Source organism: Empedobacter sp. UBA5987, from assembly GCF_002429865.1.
Classification (GTDB): Bacteria; Bacteroidota; Bacteroidia; order Flavobacteriales; family Weeksellaceae; genus Empedobacter; species Empedobacter falsenii_B.
The window spans coordinates 1-18666 of the sequence record NZ_DJBB01000019.1 but is presented as its reverse complement, the minus strand read 5'-3'; the positions used below and the strand labels follow the sequence as shown (position 1 = coordinate 18666).

Genomic DNA, 18666 nt, shown 5'->3' with positions numbered 1-18666 from the left:
TAATACAAATGCACTACCGGTTTTATAAAATATTCATGTTTTATTTTTTTGATAGCACAAATAAACTCAATATTTAATGGCTTAAATTGTAGATTTTATTCTCATCATTGGATAAATTATTGTTGAGTTGAATAAAATAAAAAAGCTGAAAATCAATCCTGATTTTCAGCTTCAAAAAATTACTTTTTAGCTTTTTTGGTTGGTTTTTCTTCAACAACATCTTCCTCATAATAATACTTATGTCTCGGACGTTTTACACCATAAGAGCCATTCACAATTTTTCCTCTTCTCGATTTTTTATCGCCTTTTCCCATTATAAATGTTTTAAAATTAATAAATTCGATTACTTTCTACCCAAGTTAATAATTTCAATTTAGTTGGACAAAAGATTTACAATTCTTTATCATTTAATCTAACTTTGCGACATCATTTGGCGTGGAGAAAAATTAATTTTAAACCAAATAGAAATGAGTAGAAATACAGATGCAAATAAAAAAGCGCATAAGAAAAAGTTAGATCAAAAGAAACGTAAAGCGCAAGAAGCCGAAGCTGAACGCAAAGCTCGATTGAAAGCAATCAATCAACGATTTAATGATAAAAATAAACCAGAAACGGAAGAATAATGATAAAAATTCTACATACAGCCGATTGGCACTTGGGCAAAAAATTGGATAGTTTTTCGCGATTAGAAGAACAAATTTTAGTGATGAACGAGATTATCGAAATTGCAGATCAACAACAAGTCGATTTGGTACTTATTGCGGGCGATTTATTTGATAATTTTAATCCAAGTGTGGAAGCTGTAGAATTATTTTATAAAACATTAAAAAGACTTTCGAATAACGGAAAACGTCCTGTTGTAGCGATTTCTGGTAATCACGATTCTCCAAGTTTGATTGATGCGCCAGATCCGTTGGCACGCGAATGTGGAATTATTTTGATTGGTTATCCAAATGCAAAAATTCAGGAATTTGAATTAAATGATTTCAAAATTTTAAAATCTGTAGAAGGAATGATTGAATTGAAATTAAATTCTTTCGATTACCCGATTCGAATTATTCATACGCCTTATGCAAACGAAATTCGTTTGAAACAATATTTTGGAGAGAATAAAGAAGATGCATTGAATGAAGTTTTAGCGACAAATTGGAAAAATATTGCGGATGAATATTGTGACGAAAATGGTGTTAATTTATTGATAGCACATTTGTATATGAACCAAAAAGGTGCTGAAATTTTAGAGGAACCAGAAGGCGAAAAACCGATTAAAATTGGAAATGCAGATATGATTTTTTCCGAAGCTATTCCGCCTCAAATTCAATATACAGCGCTTGGACATTTGCATGGTTTTAAGAACATCGGAACAGAAGAAAAACCTGTTGTGTACAGCTCTTCGCCTTTGTGTTATAGTTTTTCCGAAGCTGGTCAAACCAAGTATGTTTCGGTAATAGAAGCAGAACCAAATAAAACTATTTCTTATCATAAAATTGAATTAAAGCATGGAAAACCGCTTATTCGAAAAACTTTTGATGATATAAATTTAGCTGTAGAATGGTTGAATGAAAATCAAAATGCGTTGGTTGAATTGATTTTAGAAAGTGATTCTTTTTTGAAAGCTGATGAACGAAAATTGATTTATCAATCACATGATGGAATTATTCATTTGATTCCGAAAGTTAAAAATCAAGAGGTTGAAATGGTTGAGTATAAGTTTGCAGATCAAACAAAAGATATGAAGGAATTGTTTGCAGATTATTTCAAATCGAAAAATGGAAATCAAGAACCAAACGACGAAATAAAGGATTTGTTTAACGAAATTTTGAATAGTTAAATTGATTATTTTTTGAAGTTATATTATGATATCAAGAAATCTTATCCTTAATCTAAACCTTAAACTTAAAAAATGATTCCAGTAAAATTAACCATAGAAGGACTTTATTCATACCAAGAGCGCCAAACAATTGACTTTTCTGAATTAACTGAAGCAGGATTATTTGGAATTTTTGGGAATGTAGGTTCCGGAAAATCATCTATTCTGGAAGCGATAACATTTGCTTTGTATGGAAATTCTGATCGTTTAGGATCGAAAGATTTTGCATATAATATGATGAATTTGAAGTCGAATAAATTATTTATAGAATTCGAATTTCGTAATGCGGACAATGTTTATTATAAAATAACAAGGGAATATAAACGTAACGGAAAGAATTTCGATAAAATAGTTAATTCTGGAGTTGTTTTATACAAATTTGAACAAGAGTGGATTCCGCAAGAAAATTCTGATGTAGAACCAATTTTAGGCTTAAGTTCAGAGAATTTTAGGAGAACTATTATTATTCCTCAAGGACAATTCAAGGAATTTATTGAGTTAAAACCAACTGCTCGTACGCAAATGATGAAGGAGATTTTTGGACTTCATCGTTATGATTTACAAGATAAAGTTGCAGCTTTAAATTCTCAAAACTTAACGAATTTGAATCAACTAGAAGGAAAATTATCTAGTTTTGAAGAAGTTTCGGAAGAAAAAATAAAAGAGCTTGAAGAAAATTTGATTGAACAAACAAAAGTTACCAATAAAGTTCAAGAAGAATATAATCAAATGAATGAATCGTTTCAACATTTAAAATCGTTGAAATCAGATTTTGAGACGTTAAAACAAAAGAAAATTGAGTTTGAAAAAGTTTCAGTTCAGAAAGACGAAATGGATCAACGAAAACTTGAAATTGAGCGCTATGAATTGATTTTTAATGCGTTTTCTCAACTTTTAGAAAATCATAAAAAAGTTTCAAATCAAATTGAAGAAAAGTCAATTTCAGTTAAGAATCAACAAAAACAATTGACTTTAATCGAGAATCAAATCAAAGAAATTTCGAACCAAATTGAAGCGATTAAAACTGATTATGAAACTTTACCAATAAAACGAAAAGAAGAAACGGATTTAGAATTAATTGTTCAGATTTTAACTTTTTCAGAGGAAATAGAAAAGTTAAAAGTAAGAACAGCAAAAGGTTTGAAAGAAGTTGAAGAGGTTCAGAAAAATGAACAAAAAATTGAAGCTTCAATCAAATCATCTGAAAAAGAAGTCAAAACTTTAGCTAAGTCAAAAATAGATTCTCAGACTTTGATTGAAGTTGGAAATTGGTTTGTTCAGAATCAAAATTTGCAACAATCTATTCAGAAACAACAATCTAAAATAGAAGAACAAAAGCAACAAATTAATGTTTTTGAAACTCAATTAAAAACTGAAAATATTGAGATTTCAAGTTTTGAAAATTGGTTTAGTTCTGAATTTGAAAAGCTTGAATCAACTAAAAAATCAATTGAAAAACAGAAAAATGAATTAGAAGTTCAGCAAAAGTTGGTTCATTTTGCACATAATTTACACGAAGGTGAATCTTGTCCGCTTTGTGGCGCTTTAGAGCATCCGAATATTGTTGAAATTGATGATATTTCCACGAAATTTGAAGTTGTAAATAATGAATTAAATCAAATTGATGAAAAGTTAAAATCGCTTCAGAAAAAACAAAATGAAGTTCAGAAAATGATTGATCAAAAACAGTTTATTGAAAAACAAATTGCACAAGAAAATCAAGTTTTGAATGATCTGAAAATTGAACAAGAAAATCATATGAATTTGTTTGTTTGGAAAGATTTTGATTCGAAAAATGTTGAATTATTTGAAGAAAAAAAGAAAGCAGCTATTGCTTTGGACAAAACAATTTCGAATAAAAATAAAGAGATTGAAACTTTTCGTGAAACTTTAGAGAAAGAACGTGAATCTGTTGAAAAATATAAAAATGCTTTAGAAAAATTTAGATTAGAAGAAGCTGAAAAAGCTTCTCAAATCAAGCAAAATCAAGCAAATTTAAAAGTATTGAATTTTGAAGATTTTCAAAGTAAAACAACAGAAAATGTGCTACAGAATTTGAATAATTTAAAACTTAATAATGCGAAAATTGAACAAAATTATATTCAATTTATAGAAAGTTTAAATCAATTAAATCCAAAATTAGCTTCTCAAAAAACTTCAATTGAATTAGTTGAAAAACAAATCATTGAGTTGAAAGAAGAATTGGCTATTAATCAAAATCAATTAGAAAAATCATTAGAAAAAAATCAAATACAAAATATTGAAGAAGTTCAATTAGTTTTAAATCAACAGTTTAATGTTTCTGAAATCAGAAAAGAATTAGAAGATTTTAGAATTTTGTTCGAAACTTTGAAAAGTTCAATTCATGAATTAGAGCAGAAATTAGCGGATGTTTCTTTTGATGAAATGATTTATAAAACACAAGAAGAAAAATTAACTTTTGTAACAAATCAATTGAAAGAAGCGAGCGAAATTGTAACAAAAATAAAAACTGAAATTGAGCGATTAAATAAATCTTTTGCAGAAAAGAAAGATTTGTTAATTGAATTGGAAAAATTACAAAAACGAGCGACGAATTTACAAACGATGCGAAATTTGTTTAATTCAGCTGGATTTGTGCAATATGTTTCGTCTATTTATTTGAAACAATTATGTGATAACGCAAATGTGCGATTTCATCGAATGACGAGAAATCAATTGAGTTTACAAATGAATGACAACAATGATTTTGAGATTATAGATTATTTGAATGAAGGGCGTTCACGTAGTGTGAAAACGCTTTCTGGAGGACAATCTTTTCAAGTTTCGTTGAGTTTAGCTTTGGCTTTGGCAGAAAGTGTGCAAACAAATGCGAAGTCAGAAAAAAACTTCTTTTTTATTGATGAAGGTTTTGGAACGCAAGATGCAGATGCTGTAAATATTGTGTTTGAAACGTTGATGAGTTTGCAAAAAGAGAATCGAATTGTCGGTATTATTTCTCACGTTGATGAATTAAAAGATAGAATTCCTGTTGCGCTTCAAATTACAAAAGACGAAGAAAAAGGTAGTTTGATAGAAGTAGTTTCGTAAACAAAAAAATCCGTTCGAATTACCGAACGGATTTTTTTATATTTTGATTACTAACTTTCTATTTTTATTGTTTTCAGCAATTCGGGTAAAGCGGTATTCGTAAATTCTTCTTGCGCTTCTATTAACAAAGGCTTATAATCGTGATAGCGATTAGAAAAATGACCTAAAATTAATTTCTTTACATTGGCTTGTTTTGCAATCTTTCCAGCTTCTTTTGCAGTTGTATGTCCTGTATAAACGGCTAAATCTTTCAATTCATGCAAAAATGTTGATTCGTGATACAACAAATCGACACCTTTTATAATCGGAACAATATCTGGTTTATATTTTGTGTCCGAACAAAACGCATAACTCAATGATTTTTGAGCATCAAATGTTAAATAATCATTCGGAATTATTTTTCCAGATTCTAACGTAAAATCTTTTCCATTTTTCAAATTTTGATAATCGCAGATTTCAATTTCTGGAAATTCCTCGATCGTATCCATATTCAATTTTCGAGGTTTTGGCTTTTCTCGAAAAAGATAACCATTTGTATAAACTCGGTGATTTAATGGAATAGAATAAACTTCTACTTTATCATCTTCAAAAACTAGAACAGATTCTTTTGTATGCAATTCATTGAAAATAATCTCGAATGAATTATTGGATTCTGTTAAACGTAATTGTGTCGTAATAAATTCCTCAATTCCTTTTGGACCATGGATATGCAAAGGCATATCGCGGCCAAGTAATTGAAGTGTAGAAATTAATCCAATCAATCCAAAAACATGATCACCATGTAAATGCGATATAAAAATGTGATTTATTCGGTTGAATTTTGCCTTCGCTTTTCGCAATTGTACTTGTGTTCCTTCTCCACAATCAATCAAAAAATAGCGTTCTGCTATATTTAATAATTGAGCGGTCGGATGCGTAAAAGCTGTTGGTAATGCCGAATTAAATCCTAATATTGTTAGTTGTAAACTCAATTTACGTTTAGATTAGTTAAAAAATCGTTTAATTTTTCGACAGCTTTTCCTCGGTGGCTAATTGCATTTTTTTCTTCAGGAGACATTTGTGCAAAAGATTTTGAAAAACCATCAGGAATAAAAATCGGATCGTAGCCAAAACCATTGTCACCCATAATTTCAGTTGCAATAGTTCCGTTCACTCGTCCTTCGAAAAAATATTCCTTTCCATCTAAAATTAAACAGAAAATAGAAATAAAATACGCTTTTCGATTCGTTTTTCCTTCCAATTCTTTCAACGCTTTTGCAATATTATCTTCGTCTTTTCCTGTTCCTGCATATCGAGCAGAATATACACCAGGCGCGCCATCTAAGGCTTCTATCACTAATCCAGAATCATCTGCAAAGATATTTTTCCCAGTTTTATCAAAAATAGTTTTCGCTTTCAGTTGTGCATTTTTTTCGAAAGTTGTTCCAGTTTCTTCAATTTCATCAAAGAAATTAATATCAGTCAACGATTTCATCGATAGGTAAGAAGGTAACATTTTTGTAACTTCTTTTACTTTATTGTTGTTATGTGTGGCAAAAATTAATTCCATTTATATTGTTTTTTGTTCTGTTTTTTTGATTAATAAATAGACAGATAAAATTCCGATAAGTGTCATTCCTCCAATTAATAAATAATCTCTTTGCGCAAAAACTTCGCCTTCCATATCGCCCTGTATCAGCATTAACGAGTAAGAAAGTGTGTTGTTTAAGAAATGTAATAACATAGGCAAAAACAACGATTTTGTACGGTAATAAACTACTCCAAAAATGATTCCTAAAAGTCCAGCGCCTATAAATTGCCAAGGATTCATGTGTGCGCATCCAAAAATAAATCCATTGATTAAGATTGCAGTGGTTGGATTTATATTGAAATTTAGCATTCCTTTCAAGATTATTCCTCTAAAAATAATTTCTTCGAAAATTGGAGCTAAAATACAAATCATAATAAACCCTGCGATTTTATAATCTAACATCATTTCAAAAGAAGCTTGAAAAATTTTATAGATTTCTTCTAAAGGTCCAGTTGTTGGGATTAAACTTGTTGCAACTTCGGCTAAAGGCAAAAGAAATAACCAACAAGCTATTGATAATATAAGCTGAATTGGTGTAAAAGAGTGTTTGATATCTTTTAAAATTGATGCAAATTTAGTTTGTGTCAACATCAATAAAATAACAATTGCACAAACCGTTCCTGTTAAAAATCCTAATGGTAAAAGAACGTGATTAAGCGGTTTGTAAAAAAGTGCAGGAGCAGAAACAAGTCCGCCAGCAAATTGCATCATAATCACTGCAATCGCGCTATACAAAAGTGCTTTTCCAATGCCAAAACTTAGTTTATTTTCTTGCTTTGGAACAAATTCTTCAAACGGAGAGGTGTTATTCATGATGATAAGGTTTACCCTGCAATATACTAAATCCTCGGTAAATTTGCTCTGTTAAAAATAAGCGAACCATTTGATGCGTAAATGTCATATTGGATAAAGACATTTTTTTATTTCCACGATTGTAAACAGATTCGTCAAAACCATAAGGACCACCAATCACAAAGACAAGATTTTTGACAGATTGATTCATGTAATTTTGAATATCATCTGCAAATTGCTTCGAAGTAGGCTGTTTTCCTTTTTCATCCAAAATGATCACAAAATCTGTATTGACGATTTTACTCAAAATTTGCTCAGCTTCTTTTTGTTTTTGTTGAATTTCGGACAAATTTTTACGATTTTTGATGTCAGGAATTTCAATTCTTTGATAATTAATGTGCGAAGGCAATCGATTTTCATACTTTTGTAATAGCATTTCGATGGCTTTTTCGTCTGTTTTACCGATACAAATGGTCGTAATATTCATTCAAAATTATTTATTGAGACAAAAATATGCGCATTCTACAAGATTTTAAAACATATACAGGAATAAATTATTTTCGAGATTGGTCGAAAACAAAATTGATGAACAAAAATACGGGCATCACGGTATATGATTTCTTGAAAGTTTTTTGGATTCGCGTCATGAAAGGTAATTTTCCGTTGCGTTCGGCGGCAGTTTCGTGGATTTTATTTTTTAGTATGTTTCCATTTTTGCTTTTTTTGTTCAGTGTTTTACCGCATTTGGCTTATTACCAAGAGATAAAAAATTTACTGTTTACGCAACTTCTTCCCCAACTTTTACCTAAACATGTGAGTAACGAAGTGATTTCGTATATTGATAAAACGACGGCTGTACAAGGAAAACGTAAAGTGAATTATTTCTTGATTTTGATTACAATTTTTATGTCATCCAACGGAATCCAAGGAATTATTAATGGATTTAATGTCTCGTATCAAGATGTTTATGTGAAACGAAAAAATTCTAAATCGAGAATGATTTCGATTATTTTAACCTTGTTTTTTACAGCTTTTATTGTGTTGCAAGTGTTTTTATCGTATTCGACATCAATTATTTGGAAATATTTAACTAATGTTTCATATTTGACTAAACTTGGTCAATTTTCGTATTTAATCAATTATTTTTCGGTATTTATTTTCTACTTTGTTTCGATGTGTATGTTGTATTATTTCGGACCAAATCACAAAAAATCGCGTAGTACAGTAATTCCAGGAGCATTGTTAACTTCTGCTTTATTCTTATTGACAGTTATTGGTTTTAACACGTATTTGAGCTATTTTACCAACATCGATTTGTTGTATGGATCGCTTGGATTAGTGATGATTATGATGATTTTTGTGTACATCAATGTGATTTTGATGTTAGTTGGTTACGAATTGAATATGTCAATTAATTACACTAAAAATTACGAATATGTCAATCATATTGACAACAACCGATTTATTAATTTGGATAAATTTTAAGGTTCATTTAGTAAATGACCACACGTTTTGCAATAAATCGCTCCATCTAAGTGATAATCATCGCCACAGTTGCGACATCTTTGCGTATTTGTAGGAATATCTTCTTTTGTTCTGGAAGCTTTATTCATTTCCATTGTAATAATACTTGTTGGTACAGCAATTACACCATAACCTATAATCATAACAACAGACGCTAGGAATTGACCTAAACCTGTAACAGGTGAAATATCTCCATAACCTACTGTTGTTAAGGTAACAATTGCCCAATAAATACTTATCGGAATGCTTGTGAAACCAGATTCGGGATGATCGTGTTCAACCATATACATGACAGAACCGATTACTACAACAATCAATATTACGAATGATAAGAAAACAATGATTTTATCTTTACTTTCTTTCAGTCCTAGCATCAATACATTTTTTCCTCGTGTAAATCGAGTGAGATTAAAAATTCTGAAAATACGTAATAAACGTAAAATTCGGATACTCGATAAATACTTGCTTGTAGGGAAGAAAAGTCCTAAATAGAATGGTAAAATTGATAATAAATCAATAATCCCATAAAAGCTAAAAATATAACGCCAACGATTTTTTACACAATAAATTCTAAGCAAATATTCGATGGTAAATAAAGAGGTTAAAACCCATTCCAAAGTCACTAAAACTGAGTGATGACGCGCATTAATTGCTGGGATAGATTCTAACATCACCAATCCAACACTCAATAAAATTAAGAGTAATAAGGAGATGTCAAAAAGTTTTCCGTAAGGCGTATCAGCTTCAAAAATGATATCGAAGATTTTTTGTTTTAGCTTCTTTTCTTCATCAGCCCCCATTCTTTTTAGATAAGGAAATCGACCTTTAAACATTGGTTTATATTTTTGGAATGAGCTAAATTAGGAAAAAATTTCAGTATGAATATTCTATTGACAGGCGGAAGTGGATTAATTGGTTCAGAATTAACAAAAATTTTAATTGAAAATGGACATCAAGTTCGCATTTTGACAAGAGAAAAAGAGATAGAACATCCTTTTTATCATTGGAATAAAGATAAAATTGATGAAAAAGTTTTTGAAAATTTGGACGGAATTATTCATTTGGCAGGAAGTTTAATCGCGAAAAGATGGACGAAATCATACAAAAAAGAAGTTTTTTCGAGCCGAGTTGATACAGCAAATTTGCTTTTTGAATATGTTAAAAAATTGAATATTGATTTGAAATTTTTTATCTCTGCGTCTGGAACAGGATATTATGGACAAATCACTTCAGATAAAATTTTCAAAGAAACAGATAAACCAAATACTGATTTTTTAGGAGAAGTTTGTGTCGCATGGGAAAATGCTGCCTATCAGTTCGAAAAAATAGGAACGAGAGTAGTTTGTCTTAGAACTTCTTTAGTTTTGGCAAAGAATGGCGAAGGTTTCAAATTATTAAAAAAACCTATTCAACTTGGTATAGGAGCTAATCTTGGCGACGGAAAACAATGGATGCCTTGGATACATAATGCGGATTTGTTACAGATTTATGCGCAAGCTGTCGAGGATGAAAAAATGAATGGAAGTTATAATGCCTCGTCACCAGAAAATATCAATCATTCAAATTTCAATCATATGTTAGCGAAAAAAATGAATAAACCGTTTTTTATGCCAAATATTCCTGCTTTTGTAATGAAATTAGCGTTAGGTGAAATGAGTGATTTGGTTTTGAAAGGCTCTCGAATTGACGCAACTAAAATTCAAGAAACAGGTTTCGAATTTCAATATCCTACCTTAGAAAAAGCGTTGGAGGAGTTGATAGAAAAGTAACGAAAATTTTATTTAGATTATTCTTTATATCCTATTGCGTATCCGTACTTTCGCAAGAATTACAAATTGAAATGAAATTAAAAATTACTTTACTCTTTTTATTTATTGCATTATATACAAATGCGCAATCGAAAGATTTAAAATTCGGAAAAATTTCGGAGCAAGAAATTAACTTAACTCAAGTTCCTTTTGAGAAAAATGCAGATGCTGTTATTCTTTCGGAAGAAGGAAAAATGGATTTAACTTCGTCTAATTATTATTTGACTGTAAAACGAAGAATCAAAATACTGACTGATAAAGGACTTGATGAAGCAAATATACAACTGAATTATTACAGCAAGAATAAAAATGAATCTATAAGCGGAATCAAGGGAAGTACAATTAATATTATAAATGGAGTAGAGCAAATGACTCCGATTGATGAAAAAGAGATTTTTGATGTTTCTCTAAATGAATTGTATGCTGCAAAACGTTTCACTTTTCCAAATGTAAAAGTTGGTTCTATTATCGAGTATACTTATATCAAAAGTAGCGAACACAATTTTTCTATTGATGCGTGGAATTTTCAACACGATATACCAACGCTTTCGAGCAAGTTTCGATTAAATAATCAAGCTTATGGTACGTATTCGATTATTACAATTGGTGATGGTTTGAATACAAAGTATAAAGGTAAATCAAGTTCAACAGAATGGTTATTACATAATATTCAAAGTTATAATCAATTAAAATACGTTTATAATCTTGAAGATCAAAGCGAACGTATCAAAATACAGGCTGCTACTTATCATACTGATGGAGCAAAGAAAACTACGATGAGCGCGTGGAGAGATTTGATTCAAGATATAAATGCACAATATGATTTGTATCGAAATCCTTATGCAATCAGAGATGTTGCGCAAAATATTCCGAATGGAAAAGATGAGGTAGAAACTTTGAAAAATGTGATTGAATATATTGATTCAAATGTAAAATGGAACAGATTTTATGGAATTATTCCAACACGTTCAAACAAAACTTTGTTGAAAGAAAAATCTGGTTCTACGGCAGATATGAATCTTTTATTGAATGAAATTTTAACCGCCAAAGGTTTCGAAACTTCGATGGTTATGTTTAGTAGTCGTCATCATGGACAAATTTTGTTTTCTTATCCAATTGTCAATCAATTCAATTCTGTTTTAACAGTTGTGAAATTGAATAATGGCGCTTCAAATATTATTTTGGATGCTTCGAAATTAAATAAAGAGCAAATCGAATTTGGACCTTTAGATGTATTTAATTATCACGGGATTGTCATCAAAAAAGGTGATGCTTCTTTTGTAAAGTTGAATCAAAAATTGTCTTATTATGAATCATCATTAAAGTATGATTTTATGAGTAATGGAAATTTAGTTCTCTATCGTAAAGACAAATTCAATGGTTATTTTTATGATGATGATATAGACGAAAAAAATGTTTTGAATAGATATTTGACTGAATCTTTAGATGTGCGTTTGGACGAAGAAATTAATGATAAAACGGTTTTTGATACTGATTCTTACGTTAAAAACTATAAAGCAAAAACTGTAATTCCGAATGCTCCATTTTATACATTTATTAATCCTTTGCGCGAATTTCTAAAACAATATACTTTTGACGATACAAATCGTCAACGCAAAATAGAATTTAATTATCCTTATTTGTTTAATATTCAGGTGAAATCTAAAATTCCAGATGGTTACGAAATGATAATTGATGAAAAGTACAAAGCACATCACAAAACTGAACTTGGTTTAGAATATTATCAAGAAGCAAAAGTGAAAGATGGACAATTCACGTTAGCGATTCAATTTTTATTGCCAGAAGGTGTTTATGAAGCGGATAAATACAATGAATTGAAACAGTTTTTTGAGAAAATAAAAACAGAATCTCTGAAAGAAGTTTTAATGAAAAAGAAATAAACCAAAATCCCGCACTGAATTTCTCAGTGCGGGATTTGTTTTTTATATTTATACAATAACACTATGTATGAAATTTAATATTTATTTTATTTTTAGTTTTTTATTGGTTCAATTAAGTTTAGCCCAATCAACTAAATTTGAATTCGGAAATATATCCGAAGAAGAATATAACTACACAAATGTTCCATTTGAGTCAGATGCTTCAGCTGTTATTCTTTCAGAATACGGAGAATTACAAATGAAAAATTATGGATATGTTATAAAACAACATATTCGAAAAAAGATTTTAAAACAAGATGCTATTGAAGGAAATATTCTAGAATTCACTTATAATCCTAATAATAAATATAATCGTCCAAAGATTAATAAAGTTCAGGTTTATAATAAGATTAATAATGAAATAATTATTTCTAAACTTAATAAGGCTGATATTGTAGAGGAAACAGTAGATGAAAACACAAGGAGAATAGTTTATGCAATTCCAAATATTAAGGTGGGCTCTATAATAGAATATGAAACGGAAGATGTACGTACAGCAGATTTATATGCGACACCGTGGAATTTTCAGAATGATTATCCAACTTTAGTATCAAAACTAGATATTAGAATGCATACAGATTTTGATTATCGAATTTATTTGATTGGTCAAAAGCTGAATGAGAAATATGGAAACAGAAAGGCAAACAAATCTTGGGAAATTGAAAATGTTCCAAGTGTTAAGAAATTCAATAAAGTATATAATATTAGAGATTTTAAAGAGTCAATAGGATTTCAATATACAGCGGAGCAAGATTGGCATGGTACTATTTTTTCTTCTCCAACGTGGACTTCATTTCGATCTGTTTTTACAAAGAAAATAGAAACGAATTTAAGAGGAGCCAATTTTAATGAGATTGCTTTAAAAATTCAGAATGGATCTTCTCAATTAGAAACATATAAAAATGTGATAGAATATGTGAGAAAAATTTACAAGACAGATAATTCTAAAATTATTGATAAAATCTCAAATTTTAATTCTGGAATTTTAAGAACCAAAATAGGTTCTAATTTAGAGTTAGTTATTTTAGTTAATAAACTACTCAAATCAAAAGGAATAGAATCTCATTTAGTCATAAATAGTTATAGAGGTAGAGGAAGATTAATCATGAATTTTCCTATTGTATCAAGAATTTCAAATATTCAAAATATGTCAGTTTTAGATAATCAGATTTATCTTTTTGATGAAAATATTTTAAAAATAGTTGACGATAGTTACAAAGAAAAGATTGTTTTTCCTTATTTAGATTTCTATAATCAATTGGTTTTAAAACTCGAATCCAAGCAGGATGAATTTTTTAATATAAATCCACCTTTATCAGAAAGCTATTTGATAAATGAAATTGAGTTTAAACAAGATGATGTTAAAATGAAGTCTTTAAATAAATTCAAAGGTTATTTTAACAAAGACAATCAAAAGAAATATGATTTTCCAATGTTTAATGAATTAGTGTATTCGTCAGATGATACAAATAATCAAGGAGAATATTCTTCTATTAATAAGATATTTGCTGTAAAAGAGAAAAAAAATAGATTATTTAGGATTTGAATTTCCGTTTAATGAAGATTTAAATTTTTTAGCCATTGATAAGGATAGAAAATATCAAGTTGAATTAGATTTTCCATTTCAAAAAGTGATTCAATTTAAATCTAAAATTCCAAATTATTTTACATTAAAACATGATAGTTTTGATAAAGAAATTAATGCTTTAGGAAATAAATTACAATATAAACAACATCTAGAAATTAAAAATAACGAATTTGTTATTTCCTATATTTTATTGGTTAATCAAGCAATTATAACCAATAAAGAACTCAAAGAATATTCAGAATTTTTAAACAAAATAGCAGAAAGAAATAAGGATACAGTCATTTTAATGAAAAAGAAATAATAAAAAATCCCGCACTGAATTTCTCAGTGCGGGATTTTATTTATTATTCAATCACCATCAAATTACAACCTCGCACATCCGAATGATCGAAACGTCCTAAGATTTCAAATTGATTGTGAGTTATTTTTTTACCTAAATCATCAGTTGCAATAAAACTAATCGAATTGTAATTTGCCAAATCAATCACATTTACGCCGCCTGTTTTTCCTTCTTCAACATATTGGAAAGGATCTTCGGTTTCTCTGATCAAAATTCGCATCCAATTTGGCGATTTAAACGTCAAATCTCCTCGAGAATAACCTTGCGAAAGCAATTCCGTCATTCCATATTCCGAATGAATTTCATTTGTTCCGAAACCATTTTTCAAAATTGAATGCAATTCTTCGCGCGTAATTTCTTTCTTGCGACCTTTCATTCCGCCAGTTTCCATCACAATTGTGTGCTGCAAATTCATTTTATAATTTTCGACAAAATCTAATAAAGCAAATGAAACACCAATCAAAATTGCTTTCTTGCCCGTTTTTTCGTGCGCAATAAGATTTTCGTACAATTCATCGTGATTATACAAATAGAAACCACTTTTATCGCTGCCAGATTTCTCAATCCAATACTCCACCATATCTATCAGTGACGAACCTGTACGTTCCAAATATGAAGGTAAAAGCGCGAAAATAGTGTAATCGGAAAGTGGACCATAAAATTGTTCGAAACATTTTTCTAAACTATAATGATACAACGCCAAATCCGTAACCAAATGCTTACTTGTCGCCATTCCAGTTGTTCCAGAACTTGTAAAAATCTTTTCCACTTCACGATTTCCCGAAATCAATTCAAATTTCTTAAAAAACTGAATCGGTAAAAAGGGAATTTCGTTGGTGTGTTTTACAGTAGAATAATCAACGTTCAAGAAATTTAAGAAGTTTTTGTACACCTCATTTTCTTGCGCTTGATAACGGAAAACTTCCAATGCAACGTTTTGGAAATCTTCTTCGGATTGAATAGAAAAAATTTGCTTTGAATCAAACATTTTGCAAAATTACAAAATAGAGTAGAAGTGAGCGAATTTGAATGATATTATTCTACTCATCAATAATTTTATAAATAAAACCATCAATTCGAGTGAAATTCGTTTAGAATTTTGTGTCGAGAATAAAGTTTTAGAAGATAAAATTTGTCTTAATTCTCGATACAATTTTTAGAAATTTCTTTCTAAAAATCACTCGAATTGACGAATTTTAATTCAAGATAAGCTATTATTTAAAATATTCATCAAAATGATGTTTGAATAAAGTTGACATCGTTTCATATTCTAAACCATATAAAGTAATTTCAAATTCAAATACGTCATCAGAAATTTCAATTCCAGAAATAGAACTTCCCCAACTTTTTAATTCTTCTTTAAAATCATTATAATAAATTCTAAGATTTGGAATAATCGCTGTGTCTATCAATCTTTCTTTTTCAGAATCATAATTTATATGGATGTTATTAGCTAAACAATAATTTTTGAATAATAAATAAGGAGATTCAATATTTATAAAATTTATTTTGCCATAAACAACTCCCATCGGAACATCTGCAAATTCAAATTCTGTAGTTCCAATAATTTGTTCTTCAAGCTTTATTGTAAATGTGGTAGCCACGCAATATAATTTCTTTAAACTTACAAAAATCTACTGATTTTTAAGCTTAACAATTGTTGCATTGGCTTTGTAAAGATGATCACCAAGAATTTCGTAATTCTGAATTAAATCTTTGTAGAAAAGCGCACTTGTAGTCAAAAGTTTCTCTTTTTCGATTGTCTTCATCAAATTGGCTTCGGCAGATTTGTAAATTGTATTAATCGTTTTTTCGATAAATTCCGCTTGTTTGATAGAAACTTCTTCTTGTGTTTCGTTCAAATTTTGATTTAAAATGCGTGTTGTTTGATCCAAATTGTTTTGAAATTCGACCAAATATGTTCTCATTTTTGGTGTAAAATAACTGTTTGTCATTCTACGACGACGATGAATAGAAGAAATTTTAATTGCAATATCACCCACACTTTCCAAATGATAACAAAGCGTAATTAGTTGATGAATCGCAATTGTATTTTCGTTTGGTAAATCTAAATCAGCAATTTCATTCAAAAATTCATTGACTTCTCGCTCCAATTGATCACCTTCTTTTTCCAGTTCCAAAATTCGTTCACGAAAAACCAAAATCTTTTCTTCATCACTTTCAGTAATCATTCGACCAAGCGTATAAATCGTTTGTTTCGTTGTAGAAGCAAGTTTCAGAAGTTTTTTATTGGCTTCATTTTTATATAGGTCAGAATTTGTACCGAATGGAATTGCATAAAATTCTAATTTATTGTCAGTAGATTTTACAGAGAAATATTTTTTCTGACAATAGAAAGCTATTTTATTGATAAAAGGAGTAAATAAAATTACACCAACCAAATTACTAATCGTATCAAAAGTAATCAGCTGAACAGCGATATTTGATGAAATTGTTGAGCCAATAAATTTTAAAACAAAATTTGCAATCAACATAAAAATCAACGCAATTACAATATTGAAAAATGTATGAAATGCTGCGACAACTTTCGTGTATTTATCTCCAATTGCTGCAACTAAATGCGCTGTAAAAGTTGTTCCGATATTTGCTCCCAAAACAATCATTGCAGCTAATTCGATAGGTAAACCTTTGCTCGCTAATAAAATTGCAATCGTAATGGATGCAGATGAAAAGTGGACTAAAACCGTTAATAATATTCCGAATAGAATAAACAACAAATTAGTCAATAAGCCATAATTCGATAAATGCTGAAAGAATTCTTGTAACTTCTGATGACTTTCGATAGAAGGCAAAAAAGTTTTCAGGAAATAAAGCGAAAGAAAAAGTAACGAAAGCGAAAATAAAATTCCACCTACTTTTCTTTGGTTACGTTTTTTCGATAAATAAAACGGAAAAGCGACCAATATAAGAGGCAATGCAATTTGTACCAAATCGAATTTCATTCCGAAATAGACCAACCACAATGTAAGCGTAGTTCCGATATTTGCGCCTAATATTAAGCCAAATGCTTTTCGCAAATTAATCAATCCAGCATTTACAAATCCCAATATAAACACACTCGCAGCCGACGAAGATTGTATGGCTGTTGTAAAAAGAGTACCTGTAACAATTGTCGAAAAATTGTTTTTGGTTAATTTGTTTAAAGTGCGTTTAAAATTCGATCCAGATAATGCTTGTAAATTTTCGCTTAATAGTTTTATCGCAAAAATGAACAAAGCAATTGCTCCGAAAAGTTGCAAAATTTGTATGATAAGATGCATTAATGATTAATTGACTACAAAAATAGGGACTCTAATGTAAATAGAATATTATCTTTTTTACTTTTATTGAAAAAAAGTTTAATTTTTTTTTGAATTCTAAAATTCTGATTTTCAAAATTGAAGTGATTTTTTAGAAAAAACTTCTACTTTTTTTTGAAAAAACATTTGCGAGTTTCGAAAAACTGCCCTAATATTGCACCACGAAAAAGGAACAACACTTCTTTCGAGAAATGAATCTCCTGTTTTCAATTTGAAATATTCAAATAATAATATTTTTGCCGATGTAGCTCAGCTGGCTAGAGCAGCTGATTTGTAATCAGCAGGTCGTGGGTTCGAGTCCCTCTATCGGCTCAACAAAAATATAGGTCGGGGAGATACTCAAGCGGCCAACGAGGACGGACTGTAAATCCGTTGGGTAACCTTCGCAGGTTCGAATCCTGCTCTCCCCACTAAAAAGCCGATGTAGCTCAGCTGGCTAGAGCAGCTGATTTGTAATCAGCAGGTCGTGGGTTCGAGTCCCTCTATCGGCTCCAAAAAAGTTTATATTTTACTTTTAAAACAAAAATAAAAAATCGCCGATGTAGCTCAGCTGGCTAGAGCAGCTGATTTGTAATCAGCAGGTCGTGGGTTCGAGTCCCTCTATCGGCTCTTCTTTTTTGAAGAATACTTTATTATTAGGCGGGGAGATACTCAAGCGGCCAACGAGGACGGACTGTAAATCCGTTGGGTAACCTTCGCAGGTTCGAATCCTGCTCTCCCCACAATCCATTTTAAATATTTGGAAAGCAAATCATCAAATCTTTTGATGATTTTTTTTATTAATGTGTTCATCATAAAAAAAAGCCCTTTTTAAAGGACTTTTTACGGATCAGTATCAAAAGTTG

17 protein-coding genes and 5 tRNA genes are annotated in these 18666 nt (G+C 30.0%); 13 read left to right on the top strand and 9 right to left on the bottom strand.

The window, feature by feature from the left end; all coding sequences use genetic code 11:
• Positions 1-179 precede the first annotated feature (179 nt).
• Complete coding sequence (locus tag B3J26_RS03600) at positions 180-314, bottom strand: 30S ribosomal protein THX (protein ID WP_219033578.1); 135 nt, start codon at positions 312-314, stop codon at positions 180-182.
• Positions 315-467: 153 nt separating this feature from the next.
• Here B3J26_RS03600 and B3J26_RS03595 point away from each other — a divergent pair, with 153 nt between their 5' ends.
• The 3 genes from B3J26_RS03595 (at position 468) to B3J26_RS03585 (ending at position 4939) form a co-directional block, all read left to right on the top strand.
• Positions 468-623, top strand: coding sequence for a hypothetical protein (locus tag B3J26_RS03595; protein WP_185144078.1), 156 nt, complete (start codon positions 468-470; stop codon positions 621-623).
• 2 nt (positions 624-625) lie between these two features.
• On the top strand, positions 626-1831 hold the full coding sequence (locus B3J26_RS03590) for a metallophosphoesterase family protein (RefSeq protein WP_125348858.1): 1206 nt from the start codon (positions 626-628) through the stop codon (positions 1829-1831).
• Positions 1832-1903: 72 nt separating this feature from the next.
• Positions 1904-4939 carry an AAA family ATPase gene (locus B3J26_RS03585; RefSeq protein WP_291073301.1) on the top strand — a complete coding sequence of 1012 codons (3036 nt, stop codon included), beginning with the start codon at positions 1904-1906 and terminating at the stop codon, positions 4937-4939.
• 50 nt (positions 4940-4989) lie between these two features.
• On the opposite strand, the gene B3J26_RS03580 is transcribed toward B3J26_RS03585, so the two are convergent.
• The 4 genes from B3J26_RS03580 to rlmH are packed head-to-tail and all read right to left on the bottom strand — an operon-like array spanning position 4990 to position 7788.
• Positions 4990-5910, bottom strand: a complete 921-nt coding sequence (locus tag B3J26_RS03580) for a ribonuclease Z (protein WP_291073299.1) — start codon at positions 5908-5910, stop codon at positions 4990-4992.
• Positions 5907-6488 carry an RdgB/HAM1 family non-canonical purine NTP pyrophosphatase gene (rdgB, locus tag B3J26_RS03575; protein WP_280062532.1) on the bottom strand — a complete coding sequence of 194 codons (582 nt, stop codon included), beginning with the start codon at positions 6486-6488 and terminating at the stop codon, positions 5907-5909. Before rdgB ends, B3J26_RS03580 begins: the two co-directional genes overlap by 4 nt.
• Positions 6489-7322 carry a CPBP family intramembrane glutamic endopeptidase gene (locus B3J26_RS03570; protein ID WP_280062531.1) on the bottom strand — a complete coding sequence of 278 codons (834 nt, stop codon included), beginning with the start codon at positions 7320-7322 and terminating at the stop codon, positions 6489-6491.
• Entirely contained in the window at positions 7315-7788 is a 474-nt protein-coding gene (gene rlmH, locus B3J26_RS03565; protein ID WP_038334530.1) for a 23S rRNA (pseudouridine(1915)-N(3))-methyltransferase RlmH, read from the bottom strand. Before rlmH ends, B3J26_RS03570 begins: the two co-directional genes overlap by 8 nt.
• Before the next feature lie 26 nt (positions 7789-7814).
• Between rlmH and B3J26_RS03560 the strand changes: the two genes are divergently transcribed.
• On the top strand, positions 7815-8786 hold the full coding sequence (locus B3J26_RS03560; RefSeq protein WP_286473993.1) for a YihY/virulence factor BrkB family protein: 972 nt from the start codon (positions 7815-7817) through the stop codon (positions 8784-8786).
• Here B3J26_RS03560 and B3J26_RS03555 read toward each other — a convergent pair.
• Complete coding sequence (locus tag B3J26_RS03555) at positions 8783-9658, bottom strand: ion transporter (RefSeq protein ID WP_291073296.1); 876 nt, start codon at positions 9656-9658, stop codon at positions 8783-8785. The two genes, B3J26_RS03560 and B3J26_RS03555, sit on opposite strands and share 4 nt — an antisense overlap.
• A 45-nt stretch (positions 9659-9703) precedes the next feature.
• Here B3J26_RS03555 and B3J26_RS03550 point away from each other — a divergent pair, with 45 nt between their 5' ends.
• The 4 genes from B3J26_RS03550 (at position 9704) to B3J26_RS03535 (ending at position 14462) form a co-directional block, all read left to right on the top strand.
• Positions 9704-10594: a TIGR01777 family oxidoreductase gene (locus B3J26_RS03550; protein ID WP_291073294.1), complete on the top strand. Its 891-nt coding sequence runs from the start codon at positions 9704-9706 to the stop codon at positions 10592-10594.
• Between the two features lie 71 nt (positions 10595-10665).
• Entirely contained in the window at positions 10666-12534 is a 1869-nt protein-coding gene (locus tag B3J26_RS03545) for a DUF3857 domain-containing protein (protein WP_291073292.1), read from the top strand.
• Positions 12535-12601: 67 nt separating this feature from the next.
• Entirely contained in the window at positions 12602-14119 is a 1518-nt protein-coding gene (locus B3J26_RS03540) for a DUF3857 domain-containing protein (protein ID WP_286473980.1), read from the top strand.
• Between the two features lie 85 nt (positions 14120-14204).
• Positions 14205-14462 (top strand): hypothetical protein, encoded by a 258-nt coding sequence (locus B3J26_RS03535; protein WP_291073289.1) that lies wholly within the window; start codon positions 14205-14207, stop codon positions 14460-14462.
• A 43-nt stretch (positions 14463-14505) separates the two neighbouring features.
• Here the strand turns inward: B3J26_RS03535 and B3J26_RS03530 are convergent, their stop codons facing one another.
• From B3J26_RS03530 to B3J26_RS03520, 3 genes are all read right to left on the bottom strand, one after another.
• Positions 14506-15489, bottom strand: coding sequence for an acyltransferase (locus B3J26_RS03530; RefSeq protein WP_038334559.1), 984 nt, complete (start codon positions 15487-15489; stop codon positions 14506-14508).
• Positions 15490-15715: 226 nt separating this feature from the next.
• Positions 15716-16105, bottom strand: coding sequence for a hypothetical protein (locus B3J26_RS03525; RefSeq protein WP_291073287.1), 390 nt, complete (start codon positions 16103-16105; stop codon positions 15716-15718).
• A 30-nt stretch (positions 16106-16135) separates the two neighbouring features.
• On the bottom strand, positions 16136-17782 hold the full coding sequence (locus B3J26_RS03520; protein WP_291073285.1) for a Na/Pi cotransporter family protein: 1647 nt from the start codon (positions 17780-17782) through the stop codon (positions 16136-16138).
• Between the two features lie 277 nt (positions 17783-18059).
• On the opposite strand from B3J26_RS03520, the gene B3J26_RS03515 reads away from it, so the two are divergent.
• From B3J26_RS03515 to B3J26_RS03495, 5 genes are all read left to right on the top strand, one after another.
• Positions 18060-18133, top strand: a tRNA-Thr gene (locus B3J26_RS03515).
• A gap of 17 nt (positions 18134-18150) precedes the next feature.
• Positions 18151-18231: transfer RNA gene (locus tag B3J26_RS03510), tRNA-Tyr, on the top strand.
• 7 nt (positions 18232-18238) lie between these two features.
• A tRNA-Thr gene (locus B3J26_RS03505) sits at positions 18239-18315 on the top strand.
• A gap of 41 nt (positions 18316-18356) precedes the next feature.
• A tRNA-Thr gene (locus tag B3J26_RS03500) sits at positions 18357-18430 on the top strand.
• Between the two features lie 32 nt (positions 18431-18462).
• Positions 18463-18543, top strand: a tRNA-Tyr gene (locus tag B3J26_RS03495).
• Positions 18544-18666: the final 123 nt, after the last annotated feature.